Genomic DNA, 18433 nt, shown 5'->3' on the forward strand with positions numbered 1-18433 from the left:
ACGCATGAATACACTTGTTGAACAGGCCTTTCAAACCCTAAGCCACAGACCAGATTGGTTGCTTAAAAAGGGCGAAGAGTCTCTTTCAGCGCTTCGGTCTCTAGGTGTGCCGACTCGAAAAGATGAAGAGTGGAAATACACTAGCGCCAAGAAAATGATCGATAAGCCCTACGCTCTAGCTTCAAATTTAGAGGAAGCTGCTAGTTTGGGTACCTTCTATCATGCTGATGAAAAGTGTCTACGACTGGTCTTTCACAATGGACGCTTTGTCCCGAGTCAATCTAATATCAAAGATGCTCCATCAGGCCTTGAAATCAAATCTTTAAACGACGCTTGGTCGGAAGCTGAATTTGTAAATAAGCTGAAAAGTGTTTCGGAATTCAGAAATGCTTTTCAAGCTGCGAATACGGCTTTGCTTAACGAAGGACTGGTTATTTCAGCAAAGCGTAACCAAGCAATCGCCTCGATTGTTGACTTGGTGTTTATTTATAGCGATCAGGGTCAAGACGAAGAACTTCTTAGTAGCCCTACGATATTCGTCGATGCTGAACCCTCATCAGCTCTGACGGTTCGTGAGCTACACGTAGGTGATCGACAGCGACCTCTACTCAATAACATCCAAATTCACGTCACAGCTCAGGCGAATAGCCGGGTGAAGCTCTATAAGTTTCAGAATCTGGGATCAAACTCGGTTCATGTGGACCACACCGAAGTTGAGCAGATGCGAGACTCCCGTTTTGAGACCTTTAGTTTCACTTTGGGAGCAAGCCTGGCTCGCAACGATCTACAAGTCAAACTCAAAGAGCCTGGTGCTTCGGTACAATTGGATGGGCTCTATGCGACACGGGGTAACCAACATGTCGATAACCAAACTGTTGTGGACCACATTAGTCCCAACTGCGAATCAAGTCAGCTCTATAAAGGGGTGCTCAAGGACAAAAGCCGCGCTGTATTTAATGGTAAGGTATTGATTCGAAGAGATGCGCAGCAAACTAATGCCCAGCAGCTGAATAAAAACTTGCTTCTTAGTGAAGGTGTGGAAGTCGATACGAAACCACAGATGGAGATCGACGCTGATGATGTTAAATGCGCCCATGGTGCGACTGTGGGGCGAATGGCCGATGATGAATTATTCTACCTGGAGAGTCGCGGTATCAGGCAAGATCTCGCCCGCAAAATGCTGGCGATAGGCTTTCTGAATGAAACCATTCAAGGCATAACAGACGAGTTTGTGCGGCAAGAGTTTGAGTTAACTCTCAAGAAAGAGTTTACCGATGGTATCTGAAGAGCACAACAACGACCTCTACCAGAAAGTGCTCCTAGAGCACGCGAGGCAGCCTCGCAACTTCGGTGAAGATGCGGAGGCGCAGTTGCGCGCTGAAGGTCGCAACAAGTTGTGTGGTGACACAATTCGTGTCTATCTCCGATTGTCGGAGAAAGATAGGGTTGAAAAGGCATCATTTGATGGTGAGTCCTGTGCAATCTGCAAGGGCACAGCATCATTGCTAACAACTGAGCTAACAGGCAAGACACGTGATGAAGCAAAGCAGATGATTGAGGATCTCGATCGTTTTGCTAGCGAATGGTCTTTACCAGAGCACCTAGGTGCATTTAAGCCATTGCAGGCATTAAAGAAGTTCCCAACTCGGCTGAAGTGTTTAACTTTACCTTGGCGGACCTTTCAGTCGGCGCTGCTAGGCAATCAAGAAACTGTTTCAACAGAGTGAGGTGGGGCATGGATTTAATTAAGACTATGGTTCGGGCAACACCCAATCCTTATGCCAAGAAAATTATTTGTAACTTTGACGTCAAGGCCCGCGGCAAAGTCAGTTTTAACGGCGTTGATGAATGTACTCATGTGCCCTTAGCTCTAGCCTTGTTTCAACTGCCTGAGGTGACCCAAATTCACTTCTTTGAGAATGTGGTCACAATCACACAAAGTGGTAACATTGCTTGGGATGATTTAGTGGAACAAGCCAAGAAAGTGATTATTAATCTTCTACCCCAGCACGATCCTGACTTTGAAAGTGCTGAACACAATAGAAGGAAGGGTCTCCCAACGGAAATTCTTCAGATTGAAGAAATCTTGGATCGCACCATCAGACCAGCTCTGCAAGGGGATGGTGGAGACTTAGAGGTTCTCGATCTAGATGGTCACCTGCTTACGATTCGTTACGAGGGTGCTTGTGGCTCCTGCCCGAGTGCTGCAACGGGCACTCTATCAGCGATCCAGAGTGTATTACGGGACGAGTACGATCCCGAACTTGAAGTGATTCCTATCATGCTCGAAACTCACTAGGTTCAAGCCTGACCAACAACACCGACTCCGCGGCATTCGATAGGCAACGCCGTGGAATTTGGCCCCCTCCCATAGCTTAGAGAAGTAAACCATTAATCAAGTTTTGAACTGTAAGTGCCAGTAAAATTGTGGCGCCACCCAAGCCTATGAAGGCAAGTGCGATGAGGCTAGCCTTGATGATCTGCTTTTTTTGCTGGTGCTTCATAAGCTCTTCAAAGCGAACGAGAACCGTGTAGTCGTGCACGCTTTGGCTGTAATAAGCTAAATTTGTGGTGTTTTTCATATATTAAACCATCATTATTACTATCAATTCCTCCCGATCTTATGGAAAAAACGACCATATGTCAAAAAAATATATATAGATGTTGACATTCTAGACAGAAAGTCCTAAAAATTCTGTCATCAAGACGTATTATGAGCAGGCCGTGATGACAAGATCCATGACTTTCGCGGTCTTGATTTCATCCCTTTTGCTGACCTTGTTGACTCTGTCGTTGCTTGACAAACGAAATCAAGTCCGACCCATAGACAACGAAATATTCTTCTATTACAAGCTCGACCAGCGTTTGGATAGTCTTGCTACGATCCAAAAAGCGATCGAAACGAAGTACGCTTTGATCGATATTAAGCAAGAGAGGTTAGGTCTCGACATCGAGGGGCTTTTCCGAAAGGCTCGGGACCGAGAGCGCGATTACCCCAATACGGAAAAGTCGTTCTATCGAGCGGTTAGCAACCTTTGGTTTCTGGACCGAGTGAGACAGGTGGTGGCATCCTTCCAGGATACCCACCTCCAAGTCTTGCCCCTATTGGAATTGCCTACGGTGCATCTAGGCTTTCAAATCCATCACGTCGATCAAAAGTACATCATCACAGGCATGGATTCAGATCTTGAGGAAGTTCTTGAGATTGGCGATCAGATCTTTGCTTTGGATGGCGAGCCGATTGACCTTATAACGAGAGATCTTCAGCAATATATTTCCTCCAGTTCGCCCTCCTACAGAGAGCAACTAGCCGTTCAAGCTCTCACCAAGAGGAGCTTCCGGTACCCAAAATCTCCAAGAACACGGCTAACGATTCGGTCGCGAAACGGTGAGATCAAAGACCTAACCCTTGCTTGGCACTATGACTACGAAGTCATCCGCATGGATGCTATGCACTATCTCCAAAATCGCGGGTTTTCGTATAAGGAGAGCCCAGCTCTTTTCGATACTGGCTTTTCACCCTACCGATCCCCCATGGGCCTTGTCGATGCTGATGATTGGTATGGGGTGGAAGACAAAGGGCGGTTGATGTTTCGTACGGGTTTTATGGAGCTAAACAAGCAAACCGCGGGTGTGATTCAAGTCTATTCTTTCTTTGAGCATCAAGTTAGTCGGTATCAGAGTGGCAAGGCTAAAGACTGGGATGAACCGATTTCCAAATTTTTAAAACAACTCAAAGCCAAAAACTTTCCCCTCATACTTGACCTGAGGCACAATCCGGGAGGCCATGTGGATCTGCCCATACAGCTGATGAGTTTGATCGCTCGCTCAGGGGAAAGCTACCCAAGCTATATGGAAGGGTTTCGAGTGACGCCCAACATCATTCAAACTTGGGAGCGTGCTTCTCCTCTTTCAGCAGCCAGTCGGGATGAGAAGAGGGCGATTAGGCAACTGAGAAGAGCAGTTGCCAACGGTCAGGGCTATACCGGAACTTGGGAGAAAACGGATCCAATCAAGGCAGATCAAGATGTGAAAGGCTTCGATCAGCCGATCGTAGCGTTGATTTCCCCACAGTGTATCAGCGCCTGTGACATCTTTGCCCTGCTTTTGGAATCATCAAAGCGAGCAACTTTAATAGGGTCAACCGCCAACGGAACAGGCGCAGGCTTCTTCGATTGGGCGCCATTTTCTGGGAGCACGTGGGTGGATATGCATGAGATCTTCCAGATGGAGATCCCAAACATGCTGTTCAGTCATGGCCTACCAGAAGGACCAGCGGAGTACTCTTCATCAACTTCAGTCATTCGCTTCAATCGTGAGAACCGGCCGGTAAGCTCGGATATATTCTATCAGACTCGACGGGAGGATGTTCTTTCTGGACATCGAGGCTGGTACGGTAAGGCCTTTCAGGTTCTTTTAAGTCCCTAATAATACGATAGAAAAAGTCACCTTGTCGACGGTATGCAGAAAGTCGTCAGCATTAACCGCGAATAGCCGATCATGAAAGATGTTAACGGCTTACGGGCGAATATGGGCGCGGACGCACAGAAGAAAAAAGTTACCAGGCGGGTCATTAAGCAGGGCAGAAACTATATCTGTGGCCTATGCGGACGAGTGCATAAATTCCCTCAGACAGCCGAGGACTGTGTCGAGCGATGCTTTCAAAAATCCATATCCCAAGATGGAGTTGCCGAGAAAACGGTCAAATCTAAAAAGAAGTATCGCTGTAGCTTCTGTAAAAGAGTCTATCCGTCTCTCACCGAGGCAAAGGACTGTGTAGAGAAATGCAAGCAGAAAGCTAAGAAAAAAAGAGAGCGTGAAAAAGCGATCAAAACCCATAGTGACAAGCAAATGGCCGACCGTGCGAAGTTGCTTGCTATGATATCTCAAAATGCAGCTCAGGAAGCGGATGAGCAAGGGCTTACTTCAGATTCGCGGGTTGCTAAACGAGGTCGGTCCTTTGTTTGCCTGCGCTGCCAATCAATATACCCTACTACAAGAGAAGCGCGGGAATGTGCGGATCGGCACATGAGTGGGCCTAAACAAAGCTATGCTGAGCGGGTGGCTAAGGCGAAAGAAGCCGCTCAAGCACGGCGAAATAATTTGGCTCGTGAAGGGCGGGAGGCCGCGCCAGTAGCCAAGCCGAGGCCAACGGTCGTGCATTCCGATCATGGCATTCGTCCCGAATTTAAGAAACCAAGTCAGCCCACCTCACGTGGTGATAGTGATATTTTTGTTCGTGATGGGGCAAACTATGTTTGTCGTTTATGCAACAAAAGCTATTTTACCAAAGCCGATGTTCTGGATTGTTACGAAAGTCACCAGGGGCAGGATTCTAAAAAAGAGAAGCAGGCTGGTATCAAGCTACCTTCAACGAATCCGGACTCGACCGATGATTTTGCAAGAGAACGAGCACTCAAGCTTGGCAATGTCAGTGACAAAGATAAATTTATGCGAGATGGCGCTAAATATATCTGTAAGGCCTGTGGCAAAGGCTACTTCACAAAGATGGAAGTGATCAAGTGCTTTGATAAACATCTCGGTCAAGCTGATGAAGGTGAGACAGATGATACCAAAGAGGACGAAGCGGGGCCGCAGCTAGCAGCAGACGCACACTTGCCAGATAAGAAGAAATTTAGCCGTGATGGGGCGAAGTATGTTTGCAAAAAATGCAACCGAAAGTACTATACTAGGATTGAAGTGGTGGAATGCTTCAATTACAACTGCCCTGAAGTTTTACCTTCGCAAAGAGGGTAACAACTAGTAATAACATAAAGGTTAAGCTATGCCGAAGCCTCCTGTAGCAAAGATCAAAGATCATTGGATCGAAACCCATAACGACAAGCGGCGCGACCCCTATTATTGGATGCACGATGCCAAAAACCCCGAGGTCATCAAGTATTTAGAAGACGAAAATGCATTCCTAGAAGAAAGCATGAAGCATACCGAAGAGCTTCAAAATACCATATTCGAGGAACTCAAAGGACGAATCAAAGAGACTGATTCGAGTTCACCGATGAAGGATGGTAACTACTGGTATTTCTATCGCTATGAGGAAGGGCAGCAGTATCCTATTTACTGCCGAAATGTAGGGGCGGCTGATGGTCCCGAGGAAATCTTGATCGATCAAAACCAATTGGCGAAGGGTCGATCCTTTTGCGATTTCAGTTTTGTTACCAATAGCCCCGATCACAAATACCTTGCCTATGGTGTCGATTTTGTGGGGCAGGAAGCTTATGAGATCTATATTAAAGATCTTGAAACAGGAAATGTTTTTGAACTTGGCATCGACTCTGCCTCCAGTTCTTTCGAATGGCTGTCTGATTCTCAATCCTTTCTCTTTACAGCACTAGACGATAAGATGCGGCCTGTTTTCGTTTACAAAGGAAAAGTAGGCGAACGTTTCAACAAGAATAATTTAGTATATGAAGAGCAAGACGCAGGGTTTTTTGTTTGGCTTGATGAGTCTGAGGATAAGCAATACAAGTTTATCTGTCTCCATGGCAATAACTCTTCAGAAGTACTCTTTGCACCTAATACGGCACAAGATATAACATTTACCTTGTTTCAAGCCAGGGAGCCAGACCATGAATATGAAGTTACTCATAACGAAGGGCAATTTCTTGTTTTGTCAAATTGGAAAGCAGAAAACTATGCTCTCTACGCCTGTACAAATAAAGATACGAAGCGAGATACTTGGCATCTATGGCGTCCTTACGAGCCAGCTATCCTAACGGAATCAATTACGATCTACGACAAGTACATTGTTATTCAGGAAAAGGAAAGAGCATTACCTCGTATTAGAATCATTGAGAAGGAGAGTGAAGAGGAGTTCTTTATTGATTATGGCTTAGAGCCATGTGAGCTTGAAACCATATCTCCAAGAGAGTATCAAAGCGATACGTTACGCTATGTTCATTCATCCATGTCGTCGCCAGCCTGCACCTATGATTACAATATGAAAGAACAGTCCAAACGGTTGGTGAAGATTCAGGAGATCCCTGATCCAAACTTTGATCCCAGTCATTATAAGACTGAACGTATCTATTTTGAAGCCAGCGATGGAACCGCAATTCCGGTATCATTGCTATATCGTAAGGGCTTAAAGCTTGATGGCTCTCATCGACTTTATCTTTATGGCTATGGATCTTATGGTTCAAGCATGGAACCCAGCTTCTCGTCGTCGCGATTTAGCTATGTGGATCGTGGAATCGTCTATGCCATTGCTCATGTCCGAGGGGGAATGGAGCTGGGACGCAAGTGGTATCTGGATGGCAAACTTCTAAGTAAGAAAGCTAGTTTTTCAGATTTTATTGCTGTTGCTGAAGGCTTGATTGAGAAAGGTTATACCGCTGCGGGTAAACTTATTGCAAAGGGAGGTTCCGCTGGTGGACTGCTAATCGGTGCGGTTGCCAATCAGAGGCCCGATCTATTCGGTGCGATGATCGCAGAGGTGCCATTCGTAGATGTACTCACCACTATGTTAGATGACTCCCTACCTCTCACAACCATTGAGTACAATGAATGGGGCAACCCCCAAGAGTCCGAATACTACCAGTATATCAAGTCTTATAGCCCCTACGACAATGTTAAGCAACAAGCCTACCCAGCGATGCTTGTGATTTCGGGTTTGCACGATATTCGAGTGACTTATTGGGAGCCTACTAAATGGGTGGCTAAGTTGCGATCTTACAATACCAGTAGCAATAGGATCTTTTTGAAAACCCACATGGAGGCAGGGCATGGGGGAGCGTCTGGTCGATATGACTATTGGAAAGACTATGCTCTTGAAGTGGTTTTTGTCTTGGAGAATATCAAATAGTTAGCTAAGGCATCGCAAGGATGCCTTACAAGTCCATTTTATTTAACGATGTCTAGCTGTGAAACGAAAAGTATTTTATCGAAGGTACGGTTGAGTGTTTTGCTTTTGAAGTCTGTCATCGGAAAAGACTTCATGAGTACGACCTGGTCACCTTCCTTTAAATCCATCACGCTTGTCGCTGCCCAGACCAATTCTCCCTTCTGAGAAAATTGAAAGTATGTGTAGCCGCTTACGTTCATCGTCTTGACAACCTTGCCTTTGGGATAGGTGTCTGTGTTATGCCCGACAGCCTGGTTGCTTAGCATTCGGGTGGTATCGAACCCTTGTTTGTTTTGGGGGTTCTCGGCCCAAAGCGCCTGGGAAAGAAGCCCGCCCAATGTGATAGCGATAAATTTTTGCATCCTAGAACCTCCAGTTTGAACCTCAAACCTAGTCCATTACTGCACATTTCGCAACGAATCAATTGTTGTCGGAAGCAACCCCATCATTCTGTCAGTGAATGAATTTATTAAGATATATCGAATTGATTTTTTGAGCAAAACTGGGCCAAGCTGACTACAAACGCCCAATGTCAACGTTCAGATACGGAGGAACCGCAAGTTACGGGGATGTAATAACGACGAATTCTATGGAAGGAGCAATGCCAATGCGATCTACCGCATTATGGTTATCATCTGCTATTGTCTATTTGGCAATCTCTGCGTGTGGCAGGGAAGAGCAGGCCAGTTCGGAACTGGATTGGTGGTGGCCAGAAAAAACCTACGAAACAACATCTAATCTTTATCTTGAAACCTTCGACGGCACCCAATTGGTGAGTCAGATTCATGAACCCAAGGAAAAGTTCTTTCCTGGGGATCGGCCGGCCTTGATTTTTGCCAACTCTTGGACACTAAATGAGTACGAATACATCCTTCAGGCGAAGAAATTTGCTGAAAAGGGCTATATCGTTCTAAGCTATGCGACACGAGGCTTCGGGCGCTCAGGCGGCGTTGCCTCAGCTGCTGGTCCTGACGATATCCGTGATGTGTCATCAATTATCGATTGGATGGAAGCAAATACTAGAGTCGACATTAGTCGCATCGGTATGGTCGGCGTATCCTATGGTGGTGGGATTGGGCTCCTAGCCTTAGCCCAAGACGAGCGAATTTTTACCACAGCAGCCTTAAGCGGTTGGGCTGACTTGGAAAAGGCGCTTTATGGCAATGATACCACTCGAAAAGTCTGGATTGATCTTCTTATCGGTTCTGGAAAACTTACAGGTCGCCTAGATCCAGAATTTCAGGTGGTCTATAATAACCTGAAAGTTCAGGAAAATGTCGAGTACACGAGGGAGTGGGCACGGGCTCGATCAGTCGTTCGTATGATTGAGTCGATCAACAAGCGGAAAGCTCCTGTGTTTATGGCCAATAGCTACCGAGATAATCTGTTTCCGCCGAATCAGGCCCTGGAGTTTTTCTCGAAACTTGAGACGACTAAGAAGATCTATCTTAACAAGGGAATTCATGCATCAGCAGAAGTACCGGGGATTTTCGGGTTGGAAAGCGAAATCTGGAGTGATGTTCACAACTGGTTTGATCATTGGTTCGAAAACCCATCTTTCACAGTGAGTGAAGATCTTCCCTATACACTACAAGTGGAAGATGGGAGAGAGTCTTATGCTCGTCTACCAGATGCTAGAGCAAAGAAAGGCGAATGGCATCTGGAGCCTGTCAACCAAATCAGGGCAGGTCTCGGCTATGAAGATGATGCTCTCCCAGGGGTAGTCGTCGAGTCTGGTTGGGATTCCGGAGCTTCTACGGGCATCCCTCTACTAAGCTCTGTGCTCGATTCTCACACGCCGATAAAAGTCAAAAAGTGGTTGCCATTGATCAATCAAAAGCATGGTGCGGTTTACTATAGCCAAGCTGTGAATCGATCCGTAGCAATTCGTGGTGTGCCTCGGGTTGATATGCTTCTAACGCCAATGAGCGAGAGTCTTCAGCTTGTCACTTATCTCTATGAAGTCGATCCGTGGGGTGTGGGGACGTTGATTACCCATGGTGTGACAACGTTAAGAGATCTGCAGCTAGGCCAGACCATGGCCATTGATCTGGAATTGTCAGCGATTAGCTATGATGTGAAGCCGAACCGAAAGCTTGGAGTTGTTATAGATACTTATGACCCGCTCTATGGTCGTCCCGGAGGAGGTCAGTTCAGCTTTCAGATTGCTCATAGCGATATGGCATCATTACAAGTTCACCTTCCAGAACCAAATTGAGACCAAACAGGTGTGACCTAATGGTCGCACCTGTTCCCGGAACTGAATCATAACTATCTAATATTTAGTAATATAATAGTGGCCTGGGACTTGCTCTAATCCTGATGAGACTATTTAGGAGGATCAAAGGATGAAAGCAGTTATCATTATTTTAGCTTCGGCCACTCTTTTTACAGGCTGTGTGACCCACATTCCTGTAGGCCACCATCACGGACATTCGGTGATAGTCAAAAAGAAACATGGTCATCACCGCCACCATCACCGTGGGCATCGCAAGCATATTCGAATCATTCGTTAGTGATGCTAAAACCAATTTTCACTAAATGAATGGCTAAGGGTCGCGTCACTCCTTGGATATACGACTGATAGTCTTTGTCATTTGGCCTCTGTTGTTGCAAGCAACAATAGAGGCTTTTCATTTTCTCCTTTGACAAATGGAGAAGAGACGAGGATTGAGAGGGGTCATAGAATGCAAACTGCAGCTCTGCTGTAAACCCGTGCAACTGGCAAAAATCATAGAAAGCTTCGAGTTCGTGGACGTTGGTTTGGAGAACGCACATGGATGCTGTGATATCAAATCCTTTTTGATCTCGGAGCGATTTGAAATTTTCAAGATTCTGTAGGAGCAGTTCAAAATCACCACCTTTTCGGATCGCCTCGTAGGTTGTTTTGCTGCAAGCATCGACACTAATATGAATTTTGTCGATGGGAATGCCTTCAAGGCTTTTCCTCACACGAATCCAGTTTTTAAATTGACTGTTGGTCACAAATGAAAATCGACATTGTTCATTTACCGATCGAATCTCCTGAATCAAACGAAAGGTATCTGCTTGGATAAAGGGCTCACCACCCAGAACTTCGATTTCACTTAAAAAAGGAAATATTTTCTGGGGGCCTTCTTGCCATAAAAAAGACTCATTATACAGGCCGTTTGGCTGTTGCCAGACATCGCACATCACGCATTTCAGATTACACATTCCATTAAGCCTGAGATCGAGTCTTTTCGGGGGAGACTCTTGAATTTCTGATAGTTGGCTTTGTCCCTGATATCTTGCAAAATTCTCATGGCACTTTAAGTTTGCTATGCGCGATCGACAAATTCGTGGATTGCCAGCCAGGAACTCCCGGCGAAGTTTGCGAATTTTTGGTCCGTTCCAGACTTGTTCAAACGAGTCTGAATGTTGGCCTATGCGATAGCCGAAATGGTAGCAGCATGGGTGCAACTGACCCGTTGGAGAAAGCATCATTTGGTTGAATGGGGCGTGACAGAAATTTTCTTCGCTCATGGCTTGATCTCCTTTCCATTAGGAGTTAGCACTTAGCTGGTGAATTAGCAAAGCTCTTAACAAATTCCAGTTGTGACGAGTGGCGTGCGAGATTGGCTAAGCTGTCTTCTGATTGGAGATGGAGCCATAGGTGCGAAACCGAGGGAGACCAGTAATGGTAAAGCGTTTACCCACTTCAGGAGAGGAGTCGAAAAATATCAGGTGGCAGCAAACGTCCCCTGGATCAGGAGGTAGAATCTTGAATGACGATAACCTCTCTTCTACATGGTCTTGCATATCAACCGATTTTTCTTCAGAGTCGTCTTTCGTTGAGTCGAGGCTAATCTCTTGGCCCTTCTTCAATGCGTCTTCAATTCTTTCCAGCATTCTTTTAGCTTTGACTGCAATTCTTTTTTGGGTAGCGTTCTTGAGAGACCTGAGAATTTTTTGAGCGTCTTTGTATTTCTTTTGTCGAACATGGGCCAATGCCAAATTGTATTGGATAGCCTCAGTGATATCTGTTCGTTCCTCGGGTAAGGCGAGTATCGCTTTTTCATAGAACTCAATCGATTCGTTTACTTTCCCACGCTTAGCTAATGCGACGCCGCGGTTATTCATAAACGTGAAGACCTCACTTAGATTTTCCATACTTGCCATGATCCGCTTAGCTTTTTTTATAGCGCCCCGGGTTAAAGAGAAATTTGCCTCGGTTATCATGACCTGATGATTTCTAGGGTCAAGGCTCTTGATCATGGATAATGTTTGATTCGCCAGTCCGGACTCGCCAATGCTATCTTGGGCATCGGCAATGGCACAGAGTCGAACGATGTTGTAGGGAGCGAGGCTATCTGCCTTTTCGTAGCATTTGAGTGCTGTACTGATGTCATCCAACTGGATCAGTGTTTTTCCGGTGAGATTATAGACTCTTGTGGTATGGTTACCCTGCTGAACTGCCTTGATTAAATGATTCTTGGCTTTGCGATAGTCTTTCTGGGCATAGGCTAGTTCTGCTCTCATATAGTGAATCGCACCTTCCTTAACATTCTGGTTGCTACTCGCTTCTTGAATCACATGACGAGCATCATTAAACTTTCGATTGTGACACAATACTGCAACCTTGTATTCGATTACCGATGAGTCGGTAGGCTTTTGCTCCTGCTGGATCACCCAAGAAAGCGCCTTGAGGAAATCGGTTTCAATCATAGGTTTGGGAATGACATTGCTGATTCCCATTTCCAACATAAGATTACGATCACTGTCATTCACCAAGGACGATACGATTAGGATGGGGGTATTGTGAAGACCCTTGTCCCGGATTCTCTGTACAAAGAAAGGTCCATTTAGCTTAGGAAGTTTCCATTCGGAGACAATAATGTCTGGTGTGAATCCTATAATCTTATCGAGAGCTTCTTCTCCATCATAGCAATGAATAATTCTTTCACAGCCGATTTTATGAAATATTCTATCTAGACTGTTGTGATTAACTTCATCAGAATCTACGATCATAGCTGTGTTGATATTAAATAAATTTATTGTCTCCGAACTATCTCCTAGAGATCGACCCCTAAGGTATTTTTCATAGACTGGGTCTGCTATAGCTTCCAATGAGGGATCGATCAACTTCGCCTGATTTAGGGCTCTGGCACAGTCGTCGAAAGATTCTTGAAGAGCAAAAGCTTCTGCAAGATGAATTAACAGCTCGGGGTGATTTGGGTTTACTTTAATAAGTCGTCGCTCGAAACTGACAAGAGACTGATAGTCTTCCATGGAAGTGAGATAGTCACGAATATACTCTGCCGAAGTAAACATGGTATCCCACTTATGTTGCGACAGTCTTCTGTTGAGAGGGGTTAGATTTTTAGCAAGCTCGTCCTTACTAAATCCAAAGTTGTGATAGGATAGCAAACCCATTTCAAAGGCTTGCTTCAAATATAGAATGTCTTGATCTTTTACGAAAGCCGAAACTTTCAGGTGGCGCAGCTCTGGATAATGATTCACCATCTCTAAGATATGAAATAGATTCGGGTTATCGGCTGGATTTAGAGTTAGAAAGATCCAGCCAAAGGGCTCGTTCTCCATTCGGTCGAGTGCGTCCCGAATGCTAGCAACCCCCTCCACCATACGGTAGCCAAGATTGCGAATGCCATTGTGAATATTATAGCGCCACTCGCTGGTCTCTTCGACAACGAGGACCTTCGACTTTGTCAGTAGCTTTCGTTGGTCGCTCATAGATTAAGATGCTACACCGACAAAAAGCTTTACGGTGCCCTTCTGATTTTGGTCGCCAATTTCATAAGATTCGAAGTCCGTTTCAAACTTTCGCTTTTCCCGTAGCTTGTCGTTTTTCCACACCTTTTTCCACACCTTGGGGACAACTTCTCGAAACGGTCCATCTTCTGATTGAATCATTTCGTAGTTATCCTGTTTGATGGTCTTGCCGATCATACCCTCGGGAATGTTTCTGAACTCTGAAACTTCTGTACCCAAAATAAAAGTATATTCCCCGTATTCATCAGAATCATACTCCGTATAAACGGCGAATACTTTCTGTGGGTTTACCCGATTAGGAATCTTTTCTAGAATCCTTTCTGCAAAAAATCTTTTCCAGAGATGAGGGATCTTGGCTTTGCTGGAGTTTTCAGTTCTATGGCTCGTGCGGGCAGCAATTCCCACAACTCTGAATTTTTCTACGTCTAGCTTTGTCATAGATCCCCCTCTCATTGAGTATCAGATAATGCCTTCCACACATCGGTATGTGTCTCTAGCAATTAATAGTTCCTCGTTAGTCGGAATAACAACGAGCTTAACTTTTGAGTCCGATGTCGAGATAATGCCTTCATTGCCACCTGACATCGATTGGTTGCGTTCCTCGTCAATGGCAACTCCAAACCAAGAAAGGTTTTGGCAAATGCGAGATCGAATCGTGGCTGAATTCTCACCAATGCCACCAGAGAAGATGATTGCATCAGCACCATTCATGTTTGCAAGATAGGCTCCAATATATTTGCGCACTCGACGGCAGAATATATCAATTGCTAAGCTTGCCCGACGATCCTGATTCTCTTCCTCCTCTTCGAGAAGCTCACGCATGTCGTTGGTCAATCCAGATATTCCTAGCAACCCAGACTGCTTGTTCAGCATATTGAATAGATGGGAGTAGGTGATGCCCTCCTTTAAATGGAGGTATTCAAGGATAGCTGGGTCGATATCTCCGGTGCGAGTGCCCATGGTGAGACCTTCGAGAGGAGTCATTCCCATGGAGGTATCCGCTGATTTGCCCTCACGGATTGCACAGGCAGAGCAACCATTGCCAAGATGTAGGGTAATGATATTGGTTTCAGATTTTGGTGTATTAGTAAGGAATCTATAACGATAGCTGATGTACCTGTGAGAGGTGCCGTGAAAACCATAACGGCGAATTTTATAGCGGCGATAGAATTGATAGGGAATCGGATACAAATAACTGTCTTGGGGCATTTCGGAATGAAAGGCTGTGTCGAAAACAGCAGCCTGGGGCACCCCTTTGCCCAGAATCTGCTCGATTGCAGCTATACCATCCAAATTTGCTGGGTTGTGAAGTGGAGCGAGGTCGATGCAATCTTCGATTCCCTCGATGACCTCATCATTGATTAAAACTGACTTGGAAAATTTTTCGCCGCCATGCACAACACGGTGACCCACCGACTGGATATCGCTTAGTTTTGAAATAGCAGTTACGTCACTATCTTCGCTTACGAGCCACTTGAGGACGAAGTCGATTGCTTGGGCATGATTTCGAAAAGGCAGGGCTTTTTTCTGTGTTTTTCTACCGGTAGGCTTAAGAGTGATGAGCGATTGGCTCCCAATTCTTTCAATTACCCCCTTGGCGAGTAAGTCTTCAGCATTTTGGTCAATGGTTTCCTGGGTTACGTTAATCACCTGAAATTTTAGCGATGAGCTTCCGCAGTTCAAAACCAAGATATTCATGTTCGCTCCTCACATGTCTGTACCATCCATCCTAGCACTATAGTCTAGGCAAATTAGTTTCCACCGTTCTGATATACCAGCTGGAAGGGGACTTGACTAAAATATCTTCGAATTCCTCGGTGTTTTTGCCTAGAAGCAAAAAACTCTAGAGCTCGGCTATACCTAGGCCGATACTGAATACCAAGGGGGTACAAATGAAAGTAATATGCTTAGAGTCAAAGCGCGAAGCGCTTGTGAAGGTGGATAGTTCTACCTTAAGTAATGATCAAACAAATGTAAAGCTTAGTACTCACGAAAGCCTATCGCTACACGACACGCTACGAGATGTTGGCCGTGACTCGTTTCTTTGGACCATCTAATTCTTTGTGAAAAGGATTATTTGAAGCCGTCAATCCTACAAAACCCAGCGATCTATATCTATGAAATTATTTCAAAAAATTAATTTGTTTTGATTTCGTACGATTTCCACCGATCGGGCTAAAAGTTTTTGAGGAAAAAATTGATGGAGAGCTTAGATGAAATTTCCAGAAGCGGCACGTTTGCAGAAAATTGTCTTACCAGTAAGTTTCCTTTTGCTTTTGAGTGGCTGTGTAGAGTCCAAGGTGGAGCAGAGGGAAGCAATCGTACCTGATCTAAGTCAGGAAAAATCTTCCAGCAAAATCGATTTTGAAGCCTTTGAGAAGGGTTTAGAAGGAACCTGGATGCTGGATTGCGGGCTTACCGATTCTCAGAAGGTTATTTGGACTTTCGATGGTGAGCGCTTCCAGCAGCATATCAAGATATATTTAGAGAAAGGTTGTCCTGAAAGCTCCATAGCAGCTGAGTATAAAGCTGGGGGCTATTACCACTTCGGCAAGATGATGGTTAACCAATCGGATGCCGTAGAATTTGACTATGTTCAAGAATCCTACTCTCTTACCATACGTCACTCTGTTTATTTGAACGCCTATAATGGAACTCGCGAGTATGGCCATCTTCAGGCATACTGTAAGGGGTTTAAATTTGAGCGCAATGTAGAAACTAGCCTCGTCGGGAAACACTGTCTGGAAGGCGACAATGACTATCAAAAAATCCATGCCAATAGTGTTTTCTATTCTGCGTTGAGGCTGGAGCAAGGAACTATGTATGAGGCTCGCTATACGGCACTCAACGACGGTACCGCTCCGAATAAACGTCCCCTTGGTTTTAATCTTTCAGTCGGCTACCAAAAACAATCTGAACCTGGCCAACTGACTCTTTCGCGACTGTAGATATTCCTTGTCAAGGTTTCGGCTGAACCGATGTTTTTGGGCCAACGGGCCCATTATTTTGCCTTCAGACCTCTGTTTGTAAAAAAGAATGATCGTTCGAAATAGTCTTAGAAATCTTAGCTTAAGGCCTGACCTTAATTGAGAGGCTTCCCTGGCCGTTCCCTTACGTAGCCACTGGGAGGTCACTATGCTGGATTCGAAATCGTTCTCATTGAGATCATGGCTCTTATCATATTATCTCGAAATCATCGTCATCTCGGTATGTGTTGCTGGGGTGGCTCCGTCACAAACTCTATCTGAGAAGCTTTTGGTTTTCATTGCCACTATTGGTGCCAGCACTCTTTGCTTTCTGGTCTACCATCTTTGGATTACTGCGCAGTCCCTAGAAACCGAGTTAGAACGACTCCGAGAGCGACTCCGAATTGAGGTATTGGAAAACGAGAGAAGGAAGGATGAACTCCGAGAGTCGATGCGACTCATTCCAGCATCCGAACTGGAAAAGTATGAAAACGTCATTCCAATCTATTCCAAACAGTCTGACTTAAAACGTCGAGCACCGTGAGTAGCCTCTTGAGAGGTACTCTAGGCAAGATTTCTCCACTAACAAGCTCACATATCTTTCTATAATAAGCTTTATGGGAAAAACTGCTTTAATTGGGAGACTATGATGGCGATACGAATCTTAGCGCTGCTGGCGTTAGGAAGTTTGCTTGGGGCCTGTGAAGATAAAGAGAAGGGATATTATCAGCATCTATCTTCGATTAATAGCTCCATTCAAGAAGGGTCTGTAGAGAAAATTGATAATACTGTTGGAACCTTCTCAAATTATGTAGAGAAAAATAAGCTCTATGATGAAAAGAGTTTTCTTAGCAAAGATGGAATAAGTGAAACGGTTAGCTTCATGAACTGTGTCGAAGACTACAAAAAAGTTCTAGAAAGAAAAGTGAAGCAGGAATCTGAACTTCTTCGCTGGAACACTAACCTCAAGGAAGTTAAAAACCCTCTCACTCTGCGAAGCCTTCCAGAACCAGAAAAAGCTTTTGCGTCTATCGAGCAGAAAATTGAAGCAACCAATTTGAAAATTCAAGAAATCGATGTGGAGTTGCGAGAGCTAAAGATCTTATGCGACAGCAACTATAGTAAGTTGGTCAGCCTTTATAACCGTTGAGCCCTCCAATTGGGAATTTACCCTTGACTGCCTTGTACGAGTCTCAAGGTTCCCACCAGTAACAAGATCCCCAAAAGTGAGACGAGGGCTTGGGTCCAGCCAAGTAGGATGCCGCCACATGCTATAATAAGGCCATCACACAGCAACATTCCTAAAGGGATGGGAGCCTTGGTAAAGTAATGGATCATTTGTGCAAGGCTTACCGTTCCAATAATAGAGTTTCCTGAATCCAATATGAGGTGCACAGACAGGCCAAGGAGTATGGCACTGAGTGGCAAGGCAATCCACATAGAATCGGATATAGGAGCCGGCTTCAAATAAGACGCTGCACTAATGGCAAGACTCATAGCTACTGTACCTATAGCGCTTTTGATACTACTTTTAAAACCCATGACAAGGCCTTGTATCAAAGCCAGAATTAAAGCGATAACAAATGTCGTCAAGCCTAAGTGATCTGCAACAAAGTTTGAAAGCTCACTAAGTACTACTGTTGCTGCGGGCAGGCCACCAACGAAAAGCTTATGTGGCACAAGGCCAGCGTTTACAACGTAACCAATGATGCTGGCTCCAACGATGAGCTTAAAAAACTGATATAGCTGTACTTTTAGTGCGGACCTGACAGTCAGGAGCATAGGGACTCTCCTTTAGAATGCAACAGATCTCGGTTATATAGCTTTTCTAGCGCGTGAAATTAATAAGAAATCG

19 protein-coding genes are annotated in these 18433 nt (G+C 45.0%); 12 read left to right on the forward strand and 7 right to left on the reverse strand.

Annotated elements, in window-relative coordinates:
• Positions 1–4: 4 nt before the first annotated feature.
• Genes sufD through B9N89_RS18185 form a run of 3 tightly spaced genes read left to right on the forward strand, consistent with a single transcriptional unit; the run spans position 5 to position 2299 of the window.
• A complete protein-coding gene (gene sufD, locus B9N89_RS18175) occupies positions 5–1285 on the forward strand; it encodes a Fe-S cluster assembly protein SufD (RefSeq protein WP_132321383.1) in 1281 nt (426 codons plus the stop codon).
• Complete coding sequence (gene sufU / locus B9N89_RS18180; RefSeq protein WP_132321381.1) at positions 1275–1727, forward strand: Fe-S cluster assembly sulfur transfer protein SufU; 453 nt, start codon at positions 1275–1277, stop codon at positions 1725–1727. Before sufD ends, sufU begins: the two co-directional genes overlap by 11 nt.
• 8 nt (positions 1728–1735) lie before the next feature.
• Positions 1736–2299 (forward strand): NifU family protein, encoded by a 564-nt coding sequence (locus B9N89_RS18185; RefSeq protein WP_132321379.1) that lies wholly within the window; start codon positions 1736–1738, stop codon positions 2297–2299.
• A 76-nt stretch (positions 2300–2375) separates the two neighbouring features.
• Here B9N89_RS18185 and B9N89_RS18190 read toward each other — a convergent pair whose 3' ends face one another.
• Positions 2376–2582, reverse strand: coding sequence for a hypothetical protein (locus B9N89_RS18190; protein ID WP_132321377.1), 207 nt, complete (start codon positions 2580–2582; stop codon positions 2376–2378).
• 145 nt (positions 2583–2727) lie between these two features.
• Between B9N89_RS18190 and B9N89_RS18195 the strand changes: the two genes are divergently transcribed.
• The 3 genes from B9N89_RS18195 to B9N89_RS18205 all read left to right on the forward strand — a co-directional run bounded on the left by B9N89_RS18195 (position 2728) and on the right by B9N89_RS18205 (position 7822).
• Positions 2728–4428 carry a S41 family peptidase gene (locus B9N89_RS18195; RefSeq protein WP_132321375.1) on the forward strand — a complete coding sequence of 567 codons (1701 nt, stop codon included), beginning with the start codon at positions 2728–2730 and terminating at the stop codon, positions 4426–4428.
• Positions 4429–4500: 72 nt separating this feature from the next.
• Positions 4501–5757 (forward strand): hypothetical protein, encoded by a 1257-nt coding sequence (locus B9N89_RS18200; protein ID WP_132321373.1) that lies wholly within the window; start codon positions 4501–4503, stop codon positions 5755–5757.
• Positions 5758–5785: 28 nt separating this feature from the next.
• Positions 5786–7822: a S9 family peptidase gene (locus B9N89_RS18205; RefSeq protein WP_132321371.1), complete on the forward strand. Its 2037-nt coding sequence runs from the start codon at positions 5786–5788 to the stop codon at positions 7820–7822.
• Between the two features lie 38 nt (positions 7823–7860).
• On the opposite strand, the gene B9N89_RS18210 is transcribed toward B9N89_RS18205, so the two are convergent.
• Positions 7861–8223: a hypothetical protein gene (locus B9N89_RS18210; protein ID WP_132321369.1), complete on the reverse strand. Its 363-nt coding sequence runs from the start codon at positions 8221–8223 to the stop codon at positions 7861–7863.
• A gap of 245 nt (positions 8224–8468) precedes the next feature.
• Between B9N89_RS18210 and B9N89_RS18215 the strand changes: the two genes are divergently transcribed.
• Entirely contained in the window at positions 8469–10079 is a 1611-nt protein-coding gene (locus tag B9N89_RS18215) for a CocE/NonD family hydrolase (RefSeq protein ID WP_159455463.1), read from the forward strand.
• Between the two features lie 130 nt (positions 10080–10209).
• Entirely contained in the window at positions 10210–10377 is a 168-nt protein-coding gene (locus tag B9N89_RS31435; protein WP_159455464.1) for a hypothetical protein, read from the forward strand.
• Here B9N89_RS31435 and B9N89_RS18220 read toward each other — a convergent pair.
• The 4 genes from B9N89_RS18220 to B9N89_RS18235 all read right to left on the reverse strand — a co-directional run bounded on the left by B9N89_RS18220 (position 10367) and on the right by B9N89_RS18235 (position 15310).
• On the reverse strand, positions 10367–11365 hold the full coding sequence (locus B9N89_RS18220) for a radical SAM protein (RefSeq protein ID WP_132321365.1): 999 nt from the start codon (positions 11363–11365) through the stop codon (positions 10367–10369). The genes B9N89_RS31435 and B9N89_RS18220 overlap by 11 nt on opposite strands.
• A gap of 96 nt (positions 11366–11461) precedes the next feature.
• Complete coding sequence (locus B9N89_RS18225; RefSeq protein WP_132321363.1) at positions 11462–13573, reverse strand: response regulator; 2112 nt, start codon at positions 13571–13573, stop codon at positions 11462–11464.
• Positions 13574–13576: 3 nt separating this feature from the next.
• Entirely contained in the window at positions 13577–14050 is a 474-nt protein-coding gene (locus tag B9N89_RS18230; RefSeq protein ID WP_159455465.1) for a GyrI-like domain-containing protein, read from the reverse strand.
• Between the two features lie 21 nt (positions 14051–14071).
• Positions 14072–15310 (reverse strand): acetate kinase, encoded by a 1239-nt coding sequence (locus B9N89_RS18235; RefSeq protein ID WP_132321359.1) that lies wholly within the window; start codon positions 15308–15310, stop codon positions 14072–14074.
• Between the two features lie 194 nt (positions 15311–15504).
• On the opposite strand from B9N89_RS18235, the gene B9N89_RS31440 reads away from it, so the two are divergent.
• From B9N89_RS31440 to B9N89_RS18250, 4 genes are all read left to right on the forward strand, one after another.
• Entirely contained in the window at positions 15505–15669 is a 165-nt protein-coding gene (locus B9N89_RS31440; protein ID WP_159455466.1) for a hypothetical protein, read from the forward strand.
• Between the two features lie 156 nt (positions 15670–15825).
• Positions 15826–16560: a hypothetical protein gene (locus tag B9N89_RS18240; RefSeq protein WP_132321357.1), complete on the forward strand. Its 735-nt coding sequence runs from the start codon at positions 15826–15828 to the stop codon at positions 16558–16560.
• A gap of 187 nt (positions 16561–16747) precedes the next feature.
• Positions 16748–17122, forward strand: coding sequence for a hypothetical protein (locus tag B9N89_RS18245; RefSeq protein ID WP_132321355.1), 375 nt, complete (start codon positions 16748–16750; stop codon positions 17120–17122).
• A 105-nt stretch (positions 17123–17227) separates the two neighbouring features.
• Positions 17228–17728 carry a hypothetical protein gene (locus B9N89_RS18250; protein WP_132321353.1) on the forward strand — a complete coding sequence of 167 codons (501 nt, stop codon included), beginning with the start codon at positions 17228–17230 and terminating at the stop codon, positions 17726–17728.
• Between the two features lie 17 nt (positions 17729–17745).
• On the opposite strand, the gene B9N89_RS18255 is transcribed toward B9N89_RS18250, so the two are convergent.
• Positions 17746–18360, reverse strand: coding sequence for a YitT family protein (locus tag B9N89_RS18255; RefSeq protein WP_132321351.1), 615 nt, complete (start codon positions 18358–18360; stop codon positions 17746–17748).
• Between the last annotated feature and the right edge of the window lie 73 nt (positions 18361–18433).

Origin of the sequence: Pseudobacteriovorax antillogorgiicola (assembly GCF_900177345.1) — a bacterium.
Lineage (GTDB): Bacteria > Bdellovibrionota_B > Oligoflexia > Oligoflexales > Oligoflexaceae > Pseudobacteriovorax > Pseudobacteriovorax antillogorgiicola.

Excerpts from the sequence above, each read along its gene's own strand:
- sufD (WP_132321383.1), top strand. The coding sequence starts at position 5 with ATGAATACACTTGTTGAACAGGCCTTTCAAACCCTAAGCCACAGACCA.
- sufU (WP_132321381.1), top strand. The coding sequence starts at position 1,275 with ATGGTATCTGAAGAGCACAACAACGACCTCTACCAGAAAGTGCTCCTA.
- B9N89_RS18185 (WP_132321379.1), top strand. The coding sequence starts at position 1,736 with ATGGATTTAATTAAGACTATGGTTCGGGCAACACCCAATCCTTATGCC.
- B9N89_RS18190 (WP_132321377.1), bottom strand. The coding sequence starts at position 2,582 with ATGAAAAACACCACAAATTTAGCTTATTACAGCCAAAGCGTGCACGAC.
- B9N89_RS18195 (WP_132321375.1), top strand. The coding sequence starts at position 2,728 with ATGACAAGATCCATGACTTTCGCGGTCTTGATTTCATCCCTTTTGCTG.
- B9N89_RS18200 (WP_132321373.1), top strand. The coding sequence starts at position 4,501 with ATGAAAGATGTTAACGGCTTACGGGCGAATATGGGCGCGGACGCACAG.
- B9N89_RS18205 (WP_132321371.1), top strand. The coding sequence starts at position 5,786 with ATGCCGAAGCCTCCTGTAGCAAAGATCAAAGATCATTGGATCGAAACC.
- B9N89_RS18210 (WP_132321369.1), bottom strand. The coding sequence starts at position 8,223 with ATGCAAAAATTTATCGCTATCACATTGGGCGGGCTTCTTTCCCAGGCG.
- B9N89_RS18215 (WP_159455463.1), top strand. The coding sequence starts at position 8,469 with ATGCGATCTACCGCATTATGGTTATCATCTGCTATTGTCTATTTGGCA.
- B9N89_RS31435 (WP_159455464.1), top strand. The coding sequence starts at position 10,210 with ATGAAAGCAGTTATCATTATTTTAGCTTCGGCCACTCTTTTTACAGGC.
- B9N89_RS18220 (WP_132321365.1), bottom strand. The coding sequence starts at position 11,365 with ATGAGCGAAGAAAATTTCTGTCACGCCCCATTCAACCAAATGATGCTT.
- B9N89_RS18225 (WP_132321363.1), bottom strand. The coding sequence starts at position 13,573 with ATGAGCGACCAACGAAAGCTACTGACAAAGTCGAAGGTCCTCGTTGTC.
- B9N89_RS18230 (WP_159455465.1), bottom strand. The coding sequence starts at position 14,050 with ATGACAAAGCTAGACGTAGAAAAATTCAGAGTTGTGGGAATTGCTGCC.
- B9N89_RS18235 (WP_132321359.1), bottom strand. The coding sequence starts at position 15,310 with ATGAATATCTTGGTTTTGAACTGCGGAAGCTCATCGCTAAAATTTCAG.
- B9N89_RS31440 (WP_159455466.1), top strand. The coding sequence starts at position 15,505 with ATGAAAGTAATATGCTTAGAGTCAAAGCGCGAAGCGCTTGTGAAGGTG.
- B9N89_RS18240 (WP_132321357.1), top strand. The coding sequence starts at position 15,826 with ATGAAATTTCCAGAAGCGGCACGTTTGCAGAAAATTGTCTTACCAGTA.
- B9N89_RS18245 (WP_132321355.1), top strand. The coding sequence starts at position 16,748 with ATGCTGGATTCGAAATCGTTCTCATTGAGATCATGGCTCTTATCATAT.
- B9N89_RS18250 (WP_132321353.1), top strand. The coding sequence starts at position 17,228 with ATGGCGATACGAATCTTAGCGCTGCTGGCGTTAGGAAGTTTGCTTGGG.
- B9N89_RS18255 (WP_132321351.1), bottom strand. The coding sequence starts at position 18,360 with ATGCTCCTGACTGTCAGGTCCGCACTAAAAGTACAGCTATATCAGTTT.